4 protein-coding genes and 1 pseudogene are annotated in these 11745 nt (G+C 29.5%); all 5 read left to right on the top strand.

The window, feature by feature from the left end; translation table 11 throughout:
- Window positions 1-589: pseudogene (locus ACJJVY_RS00390) on the top strand (hypothetical protein); the annotation flags it as partial.
- A 47-nt stretch (window positions 590-636) separates the two neighbouring features.
- A complete protein-coding gene (locus tag ACJJVY_RS00385) occupies window positions 637-1791 on the top strand; it encodes an iron-containing alcohol dehydrogenase (protein WP_405604004.1) in 1155 nt (384 codons plus the stop codon).
- Between the two features lie 474 nt (window positions 1792-2265).
- On the top strand, window positions 2266-6399 hold the full coding sequence (locus ACJJVY_RS00380; RefSeq protein WP_405604002.1) for a two-component regulator propeller domain-containing protein: 4134 nt from the start codon (window positions 2266-2268) through the stop codon (window positions 6397-6399).
- Window positions 6400-6877: 478 nt separating this feature from the next.
- Window positions 6878-8680 carry an alpha-L-fucosidase gene (locus tag ACJJVY_RS00375; RefSeq protein ID WP_405604000.1) on the top strand — a complete coding sequence of 601 codons (1803 nt, stop codon included), beginning with the start codon at window positions 6878-6880 and terminating at the stop codon, window positions 8678-8680.
- A 77-nt stretch (window positions 8681-8757) separates the two neighbouring features.
- On the top strand, window positions 8758-11724 hold the full coding sequence (locus tag ACJJVY_RS00370) for a SusC/RagA family TonB-linked outer membrane protein (RefSeq protein ID WP_405603998.1): 2967 nt from the start codon (window positions 8758-8760) through the stop codon (window positions 11722-11724).
- The last annotated feature ends 21 nt before the right edge of the window (window positions 11725-11745 follow it).

Here is an 11745-nt window from a genome sequence, read left to right as displayed (position 1 = left end):
AAAAGACAATAAGTTTATTTTATTATCTACAGGCACTTGGATTATTACCATGAATCCTTTTAGTACAGAAACTTTAACACAACATCAATTAACTAATAATTGTTTGTGTTTTATGACGCCTAAAAAGCAACAAGTAAAATCTTCCATGCAATTTTTAGGACGAATCCATGAAGTGTATTTAGAGCCTTTAAGTAAACATTTTAATGTTGATATTGATAAACATCTAGAACTCGAACTGGATGAAGAGTTATGTACAGATTTAATCAATAAAAATGCGGAAGTATTTTTATCAGAAGGAATTGATACAGATTTTGAAGCAAACTCAAACTTTTTGGTACAGTTTTCTTCTTACAGACAAGCTTATTACCAATTAATTTACGAAATAAGTAAAAAAGTTGTTGCCGGAATTGATTTAATTTTAGATCAAAAAAATGAATTAAAAGAAATATATGTTTCGGGAGGATTTAATAAAAACGAAATGTTTATTGAATTTATAGCTCAAATGAAACAAGGTGTAGAAGTTAAAATACCAAATTGTAAAAATGAAAGTGCGCTGGGGGCAGCTTTATTAATGAAAGACTATTTATAGATATATATCTTAAGGAGTACACAGAGTATTAATTTAAACCCAAAATTATGTTAGAAAGTAGAAGAATTTATTTACCACCATTAAGTTTAATAGGACCAGGAGCAATAAATGATCTTGGAGAAGAGTTAAAGAGTTTACCTTATAAAAAAGCATTATTTGTAACGGACAATGTTTTGGTTAAGATTGGCGTTGCCCAGAAGGTTATAGATGTAATTAAAGCTTCAGGAGTAGAAGTTGTAATGTATGATCATGTACAACCTAATCCAACTGTAAAAAATGTAAATGAAGGGTTAGAGATGTTACATGAACATAATTGTGATTTTATTTTAACTCTTGGAGGAGGATCTCCGCAAGACTGTGGAAAAGCAATAGGAATTTTAGCAACTAATGGAGGGGAAATTAATGAGTACGAAGGGATTCACAAATCACTAAAAAAATCATTACCTCTAATAGCCATAAATACAACTGCTGGTACTGCTAGTGAGGTTACTATAAATTATGTAATTACCGATGAAGTTCGTCATATTAAAATGGTAATGGTAGATAAGAATTGTTTAGTATCGATTGCGGTAAACGACCCTGTTTTAATGTTAGGTAAACCGGCAGCTTTAACAGCTGCAACAGGTATGGATGCTTTGACTCATGCAATTGAAACATATATTACAAAAGGAGCATTTGCTTGGTCAGATACTTTGGCATTATCAGCTATAAAACTTATTTACAAAAGCTTAGAGAAAGCCGTAAAAAATGGATCTGATCTTGAGGCTAGAAGTCATATGGCATGGGGACAGTTTATTGCAGGACAAGCTTTTTCTAATGCAGGTTTAGGTTATGTTCATTCAATGGCACATCAATTAGGAGGAATGTATGATTTACCTCATGGTGTTGCAAACGCAATTCTACTACCTCATGTAGAAAGATTTAACATTCCATCATGTGCACATAAACTAAAAAAGGTAGCTAGAGCAATGGGGATTTCTGTATTGGATATGAGTGATTTAGAAGGTGCTAATGCAGCTATAGAAGCAATTGAAAAACTATCAAAAGCTGTTGGAATTCCTTCAGGTTTAGGAGAGTTAGGTGTTAAAGAAGAAGATTTTGAAGAAATGGCAAAAAATGCATTGCTTGATGTTTGTACTGGAGGTAACCCAAGAGAAGTAACATTAGAAGATACCATTGCTATTTATAAAGCTGCTATGTAATACACAATAAGCAATAAATACTATTAAAAATAAATAACCTTTTTGTTAAGATTTTAAACTTAATAAAAAGGTTATTTATAATATGTAAAAATTATATGTTAGAAGAGTTTTGATGAGTTTTTTTTGATGTAAATCAGTTTATAGTATCCGTTTGGGTTGAAGTTTTATTTTAGATAGGTTTATGTAAATGTGTCTGGTATTTATTCTGTTAACAAAGAAATCACGATAATTTTTTACAATAATAAATGATTATATTAAACCTTGTCAAAGAATGGAAGATAACAAATCTTATTTTTCTAGAAAAATGATAATAAATGGTTTATAGATCATAGTCTTTCAATAAAAAAGTAAGAAAATTTTAGAGTTAAAATTAATATAACTTTACGTAAGAAACCTTTTTTGTAAAGTTTATGATATGTTAATTTTTTTAATAATTTTATTTTATATCAATAAAAATAAATTAAATTTGGAGATATGGTAAAATATATTAGGTTTAAATGCGTTTTTCTGATTATTTATTTAAGTTTTTTTATAAGTTTTGGACAAAATTTTGAAAAAATTTCTAATAAAGAAGGGTTTAATCAAAATACCATTAACGATATTGAACAAGATGAATATGGTTTTTTATGGTATGGTACCCCTAATGGATTAATAAAATACGATGGTTATGAATTTGAAACCTACACTACTCAATCCAAATCAAACCAAGCGTTAAATAGCAATTTTATATCTACTCTTTACAACGATAAAAATGGAATTTTATGGATTGGTACAAATCAAGGAGTTAATTTTTATATTCATTCTTTAGAAAAATTTATTAGTGTACCGTTAAGAGATGATTTACTGGTTACTAAAATTGCGCAAGATTCTATTGGTAATATTTGGTTTTCTGGAAAAAATAAATTGTATGTATGCAAAGTTATAGACAGAAAAAAAGGTTTGTTAGATATATCTAAAAATCTTTTGCCGTCAGATTTCAAGAGCAAAATTTTCGATTTTACTTTTAAAAACCCAAAAACTATAATTCTTGCAACAGAAAGTGGTTTAAAAAAGCTTGTATTGGATGACAAAAAATCAAACATAAAATCAATTGTAGATTTTAAAAAATTTCAAAATAATCCTATAAAAAACATTATAAATGTTCAAAATTTTTTCTTGATTGGAACAGAAAATGGTTTTTTTAAAATTGCTATTGATGATAAAGATGTTCATTTAATAAAAGATTTCAATCAATTAAACAAAACAATTTCTTTAAAATCTGAATTAAATGTAAACGATATTTTAAGCGATAATTTAGGTGTAATTTGGATTGCTACAAAAAATAATGGATTATTTAGGTATTATGAAAATAAAGACATTTTACAACATTTTGAATATAATCCCAAAAATGAACTTGGTATAAGTAGTAACCAAATAAATACCTTGTTTAAGGATGAATATGATGTGCTGTGGATCGGTACAGCACAAGGAGGTATAAATAAATTAGACATACATCAAAAGAAATTTATTAATTATACTCATAATCCTTATGATAATAAATCTTTGTCAGACAATCTTGTTACTTCAATTTTAGAAGATAATAGAGGAAGATTATGGTTGTCTGCTTATAATGCTCCTTTATTCAGAAGTACAACCTCTGTAACAGAAAAGACCGTTGGTAATCTAAAATTTGAGAACTTAGGTGTTGAGAAATTCTTAATAGAAAACGATTTTGTAAGATGTATTTATGAAGATAAAAGAGGATTTATATGGGTAGGTTCAGATTTTTCTTTATTGGTTTACAATCCTAATACAGATAAGATTAAAAAAGTTAATTTTATTCACAATAAAATTCCTTATTCAGAAATTTCAATTAGAGCAATTTCAGAAACTGATACAAATGAAATTATTATTTCTGGAAATAAAATTTTAGCAGTAGAAAATCCGTGGAAAGAATTTAATAAATCATCCACTACCTTAACAGTAAAAACAATTTTTGATTTAGGCTTAAATCGTGCTAAAACAATTTTAAAAGATTCTGATAATGTTTTTTGGTTTGGTACAAACAATGGGGTGTTAAAAACTAAATATATTGATAAAAAATTCATTGTAGAAGATCAGTTATCAAGTAATAAAAAAGAAAATAAATTAAGCTATAATAATATATTTTCTTTATATAAAAATGATACTACACTTTGGGTTGGTACATTTGGAGGAGGTCTAAATAAAGTTTCTTTAAATAAAAATAAAACACCAACTAGCGTAAAATATTTCAGAAAAAATGATGTGTTGCCTGATGATGCTATATACGGCATTCTTAAATCTAAAGATTCTATTCTTTGGTTAAGTACAGATATGGGATTGGTGAAGTTTAACACGTTTAATGAAGAGGTATATGTATATGATGTTAGAGATGGTTTATCGCAGAATAATTTTAGACAAGGTGCATATTTTAAAGGGAAATCTGGCTATTTTTATTTTGGAGGATTAAACGGGTTAACCATTTTTAATCCAGAAGAAATAGTAGTAAATAAGCAAGCTCCTAAGGTTTTAATTTCTGGATTATCTATAAATAATAAAGATATTAAAATAGGTGAAAAGTTTAATAATAAAGTAGTCCTTGAAAAATCTATTTCAGAAATTAATGAATTTTCTATAAGTCAAAAAGCACAAATAATATCTTTTAATACGGTTGTAAAAAATACCTCTACACCATCAAAAAATAAATTAGCTTATAGATTAGAAGGCTTTAATGATTTATGGATTGAAACAGAGGATGGTAAAGAATCAATAACATATACAAACCTTTCTGCCGGAACTTACAAGTTTGAAATAAAAGCAAGTAATGGAGATGGCGTTTGGGGGCAAAGTAAAACATTACGTTTAAGAGTACTGCCTCCTTGGTATAAAACTATATGGAGCTATTTACTATTTTTTATTATTGTTATTTCAACCACTATCTACGTGATGTTTTATTTCTTAAAGCATCAAAAATTAAAAGAAAAATTAAAGTATGAAGAGTTAGATAAGCAAAGGATTGAAATTGTAAACCAAGGGAAATTTAGATATTTTACAAATTTATCTCATGAATTTAGAACTCCTTTAACATTAATAGCAGGTCCTTTAGAGCGAGTTATAGAACAAAATTCAGACAACTCAAATAACAGGTATTTGGCTATTATTCAAAAAAACACCAAAAGACTTTTGAGTTTAGTAGACCAACTAATTACTTTTCGTCAAGCAGAACAAGGTTTTATAGATTTAAACCTTGTAAAGTATACTTTAGGAGATTTTATATATCCAACAACAGAAGCTTTTGAAAATTACGCTTTAGAGAAAAATATCAATTTTTTTTATAAAGTAACGCAGCCTAATGAAGAAATAATAATTGATGTAGAAAAAGTTGAACGTATCATTTTTAACTTATTGTCCAATGCTTTTAAAAATACACCTTCACAAGGAACGATAAGTATAGAAGCTGGAATACATTTTGAGAAGAATGAGAAAATAATAGAAATAGATGTTGTTGATTCTGGAAAAGGCATCCCCGCAGAAAATTTACAGAACATTTTTGAGCGTTTTTATCAATTAGGAAACTCAGAAAGTGAAGTAAGTGGTGGTGGTATTGGTTTGGCCTTTTGTAAATCTTTAGTAAATATTTTAGAAGGAGAAATTTTAGCTACAAGTAAACCTGGCGTAGAAACTCGATTTACAGTTAAAATTCCATCAAAAGAGTTAAAAGACTTCGATATTAAAACAAATCAAGAATCTAAAAAGTCATTTATTAAAAACTGGGTTCCTTTAACAAACGATATTATTAATGAGCAAGAACAATTATCAAATTCTATTGGCAAGAAAAAAGATTATTCTATTCTTATTGTAGAAAATGAGTTAGATGTCCAGCATTTTTTGTTCAGTACATTGTCTGATAAATATGATATTAGAATAGCTAACAACGGAATTGAAGGTTTAGAAAAATTAAATTCTAAAATTCCAGATTTGGTTATAAGTGACGTAATGATGCCAGAAATGGATGGGTATGAGCTTTGTAATAAAATAAAATCAGACTCCAAAACCTGTCAAATACCTGTATTGCTTTTAACTGCCTTAGGAGATAATGAAGATATTGTTAAAGGATTACAATTTGGTGCCGATGAATACCTTAGTAAACCATTTTCGGTTAAGCACTTAGAGTTAAGAGTTAGCAAGTTGATTAAGAATAGTCAACTACTTAAACAATATTTTGCTAAGAATAGTAACTTACCAGAAAAAAATAGTTCAATAGAATTATCTAAAAAAGATAAAGAATTTTTAGAAAAAATAATTCAGGTGATTGAAAAGAATGTTTCTAATTCTAGTTTTGGCGTAGAAGAGTTGTCAAAAGAAATTGGTTTAAGTGCATCACATTTCTATCGACGTTTAAAACAACTTACTGGTCAAGTACCGAATGTATATATTAGGAATTTTAGATTACAGCTGGCTGCAAAACTATTAAAAAGTAACCAAGGCTATAATGTTGCGGAAGTTATGTATCAAATAGGCATAGAATCTAACTCTTACTTTTCGTCATCATTTAAAAAACTACACGGTGTCTCTCCATCAGAATATTTAAAAAGATATTCAAAATAATTAAAGCCTTATTTTCATTAAATTAATACTGCAAGGTCTATTTATCCTTAATATTCTAAGAATTTCAGCTAAAAATTGTTCTAAATACAATTTTTAGCTGCTTAAAAATCACTTCAACTAGAATCTAAATTTTTAGCTGCTTAAAAATGAAAAAAAGGTTTAAAAGAGCTAGTAATAATACTTAATAAACCGATTTCAGCAAAGAGATGCTTATTTTCAGCAACAGTAAATTCCATTTTGTTTATAATTTTGAGGTATCTGTTGAGAATTTGTAAATATGTAGATGTGAATTTGAAAATTCAATAATATTTCTTTTTTAATCAGATAGAGCACTTATTATCAATTTACAAATCATTCTTTGTGTGTATTTAAAAATTCACCATTAAAACATCAAAAATAGAGTGATTTTTAATTGATCAAGGCAAATATGTAACTCACTAATACTAGTGAAAATTATGTTTCAATAAAATTATAAAATATGTTAAAAAATTGTTATCAAATTGCTTCACTGTTAATTTTTTTGTTTTTCACACAAACTGCTTTCTTACAAGAAACAGAAGAGAAACAACAAAGTATGGACAAAATGTGGGGAGAAGCATCTGTTGTTGATGGTAATATAAGAGAAGGAAGAGGTCAGTTTTTTGATGAGAGTAATTTTGGAATGTTTATTCACTGGGGGTTATTTTCAAGTTTAGGAGGAAAATGGAAAGATAAAACGTATTACGGTATTGGAGAGTGGTTAATGAATCCTAGAGTTGCAGATATTCCTCCTAAAGAATATATGGAAGTGGCAAAAGATTTCAATCCAGCTAATTTCGATGCTAAAGCCATTGCAAAATTAGCAAAAGATGCTGGTATGAAATACATCATAATTACAAGTAAACATCATGAAGGTTTTGCAATGTTTGATTCTAAAGTAAGTGACTTTAATATAGTAGATGCGACACCATTTGCTAGAGATCCAATGAAAGAGTTATCTAAAGCATGTCATGATTTAGGTCTTGGTTTCGGTTTTTATTATTCTCATAATCAAGATTGGACAGCACCAGGAGGAACTAATGGCCCGAAAACTAATGATGATGGTTCAGAAGCTTCTTTTGAAAATTATTTTTATGAAAAATGCAAACCTCAAGTAAGAGAGATTTGCACGAACTACGGTGAAATCGATTTCGTTTGGTTTGATACGCCTGGAGGGATGAAAAAAGAATATGTAGTGGAGTTAGCAGATATGGTAAGAGAATTGCAGCCAAATGCTTTAATGTCTAGTAGAGTGGGTTATGGAATGGGAGATTATGTTAGTCATGGAGATATGGAAGTACCTGCAAAAAATTTAGATGTTTTGTGGGAAAGTTGCGATACAAATAATGATTCTTGGTCTTATGCTTGGTATGATAATAATTTTAAAAGTCCTAGAGAAATATTACATAGATTAATTTCTACAGTTGGTCGTGGGGGAACATATTTATTTAATGTTGGTCCAAATGGTAATGGAGAAGTGCCAAAAATTGGTGTAAAATTTTTAGAAGAAGCTGGTAAATGGATAAAAAGATATCCGCAAGTTGTTTATGGTGCTGGTAGTTCTCCATGGGGTCACGCTTTTCCTTGGGGAGATGTTACAACGAAAGAAAAATCATTGTTTTTGTCAGTATTTAATTGGCCACAAGATGGTAAAATATACTTACCAGGTTTAGAAAACGAAATTGTTTCAGCAAAAATTTTAGGTACAGGTAAAACTGAAAAATTGAAATTCACCAAAAAAAATGGTTGGGTTGTATTTGATGTTCCTTATAGGATACCAGATAATCCAGTTTCTGTAATAGAAGTTGTTTTAAAAGATGATGTAAAAGATGTAAAAGTTGAAAGCGCATTAGGAATATATCCAAATATTGAAACAGAATATTTAACAGAGTTTGCAGAAGTAAAAAATGCAACTAAAAAACATGTTAGATGGATGGAGAAATTTGGAGAATGGAAGAAAACAAATCAAGTAAGTGATTGGAAGAAAGATAGTAAAGCTATTTTTACTGTAAATGTATTAGAGCCAGGATATTATTATTTAGACCTTAATTATAAAGGTGAAGGTAGATTGGTTTGGAATACAAGTACAGATGAAGGAATTGTAGTTCAAAATCAACAAGCGGCAACAGAAAAATATCAGTCATATCCAATGGGGATTTTAGAATTTAAGAAGCCAGGGAAACATACGATATCAGTTTCATTGGTAGAAGGTAATCCAGAAACATCTAGTTTAAAATCAATAATAATAAAACCTATACATTAAATAAGGATAAAGAATAATGCAAGCAAGAATAGTACAAACAAGAATAAATATTTAAACTAAATCAACCAAATTAAATTATGAAGAAAATTATATTTGTATTTATGTTTACTTTAACTATAACTGTTTTTTCTCAGAAAAAAACAGTTACTGGTAGTGTAAAAAGTAATATTGGAGAACCGCTTCCAGGTGCAAGCATAATCGAAAAAGGTACTTCTAATGGTGCACAAACAGATTTTGATGGAAATTTTTCTATTAGTGTTACTAGTGAAAAATCAGTATTAGAAATTTCTTATTTAGGGTTTGCTAAAAAAGAAGTTAGTGTTGGTAATCAAACTAAACTAAACATAGTGTTAGATACTGCTGCTGACAGTTTAGATGAAATAGTCATTATTGGTTATGGGGCTGTTAAGAAAAAAGATTTAACCGGATCTGTAGCTACTGTAGATACTAAAAGTACTTTTGCAGCTCCATCTGCTAATCCACAGAATGCACTTCAAGGAAGAGCGGCAGGTGTTCAAGTTACTTCTTCAAGTGGAGCGCCAGGTAGTGCTCCAGATATTATAATTCGTGGTGGTAATTCAATAACAGGTGGTAATAGTCCTTTATATGTTATAGATGGGTTTGTAGGTGCAGATAATATTTCTTCGTTAAACCCTAATGATATTGAGTCTATGCAAATATTAAAAGATGCATCTTCAACTGCAATATATGGTGCTAGAGGTACAAATGGTGTAATTATTATTACTACAAAAAAGGGTAAGGTAGGTAAACCTGTTGTAAACTTTAGAGCTTCTTCTGGTATTCAAACTTTGCCAAATCAGCTTGATGTACAATCTACTACTGAGTTAGCAAAATGGTTTAATGATATTGCTCCAGATCAAACTAATTTGCCTTTTGATTTAGATAATCTACCAGATACGAATACAAATTGGCAAGATGAATTGATAAGGTCATCTGTTGTTTCGGATTATCAGTTGTCAGTTAGTGGAGGTAGTGAAGCAGTAAAATATTATGTGTCTGGTGGCTATTTAAACCAAGAAGGTATTGTAAAAGGATCTGGTTTTGAAAGATACAGTTTACGTTCTAATATTGATTTTAAGTTATCTAAGGTTTTTAAAGCGGGTATTAATTTATCTCTTTCAAGAACAGATAAAGAAAATAATACAGTAGGTTTTACGGGGTTATTAAGAGAAGATCCATCAAAACCAGTTTATGATGATGAAGGAAATTATTGGATTGGAGATAATCCTATTTTTGGAAACTCTACGAATCATAAATTAGCTGATGCTTTATTAAACGACGATAATACAACATTGGACAAGATTTTTATCAATACTTATATTCAGGGAGGTTTCTTTGATAATAAGTTAATTTGGAAATCTACTTTTGGTGGAGACTTTATATATAATAAACGTCATCGTTTTACACCTTCAACGAACCCGAGTTTTATTATGAATGATAATCAATTAGCTCGAGCAATAATTAATAGATCTAATAATGAAGAATTTTTAAACGAAAATACTTTTAATTATACAGAGACATTTGGAGATCATTCTATAAATATTTTAGCAGGTGCTTCATTTCAGACACAAAGTGGCGAAAGTATTCAAATATCTGCATCAGAAATACCGAGTGATGGTGTAGGGGTAAATGCCATTCAGTTAGCACCATCAGAAAATGTAGCAATAACTTCTGGTTATGGTGAAGTTCATAATCTTGGTGTTTTTGGTAGAGTTAGATACATTTATAAAGACAAATATGTTTTTAATGCATCGATTAGAAGAGATGGTAAGTCAAGTCTAGGAATAAATGAGAGGTATGCTAACTTTCCGTCAGCATCATTTGCATGGAAAGTAAAAGAAGAATCTTTTATGGAGAATGTAGAAGCTATAAGTGATCTTAAATTTAGGTTAAATTATGGTAGAACAGGGAATTCAGGAGTATCTTCATTTGCTACAATTGCTAATTACGGTATTGATAACAATACAATTCTTGTAAATGGAGTGTCAGTACCAGGTGTAACACAAGGGCAGATTGCAAAACCAGACCTTGGATGGGAGATTACAGATCAATTTGATGCTGGTATTGAAATTTCGTTATTTAATAGAAGGCTTTCTGCTGAAGTTGACGTCTATTATAAAAAAACAACAGACTTATTGTTAGCGGAAAAAGTAGCTGAATTTACTGGTGAATCTACATTACTAACGAATATTGGGGCAGTTCAAAACAAGGGAATAGATATCGTTTTAAATGGAAAAATAGTAGATACAGAAGATTTTAAATTTGATGCTTCTTTAAATATTTCAACGTTTAAAAACAAAGTATTAGATTTAGGGCAGAGTACCTTTCTTTCAACTAAAAATCTAGGAGCTCCAGCGACAGATGAAAGTAGTAGGTTAGTGGTTGGTCAGCCTTTTGGGATATTTTGGGGGGCTAAGTATTTAGGCTTTAATCCTGATACAGGTGATGCCATTTTTGAAGATATAAGTGGACCTGATGGTGTGCCAGACGGTATCTATAGTGAACAATATGATGACCAAATAATTGGAAGTGCAAACCCTGATTTTTATGGAGGACTTCAAACCAATTTTACTTACAAAAATTTCGATTTGTCAGCATTCTTTGCTTTTAGTGTTGGTAATGAGACTTATAGTGAAGAGTTTTTTAGAGTAAATGAATTAACAGTTAATAGCTTTGCTTCAATACGTAATAATATGTGGTCTGTAAATAATACAGAAAATGCACTATACCCAGCGGTGGGAAGTGCTAACTATGATCTTTCAAGCAGTTTATATTTACAAGATGCTAGTTATTTACGATTAAGTACTTTACAATTGGGGTATAATTTACCATCGGACTTGATAAAAGGGGTAAGCAAGCTTAGAATCTACTTTACAGGTAATAATCTTTTCTTAGTTAAATCTAATGATTATGTTGGTTTTGATCCAGATGTAAATACAGGAAGTGGCCTTCAGCGAGGTTTTGATGCTATAGCATATCCACAGAGTAGAAATTTGCTTCTAGGAATTGATGTTAGTTTCTAAATTTAAATTTTTAACCATTAA

This window comes from Polaribacter sp. Asnod1-A03 (assembly GCF_045063585.1).
Classification (GTDB): domain Bacteria; phylum Bacteroidota; class Bacteroidia; order Flavobacteriales; family Flavobacteriaceae; genus Polaribacter.
Note: the sequence above shows the minus strand (reverse complement) of the source record. Positions and strands in the feature narration are given on the sequence as shown.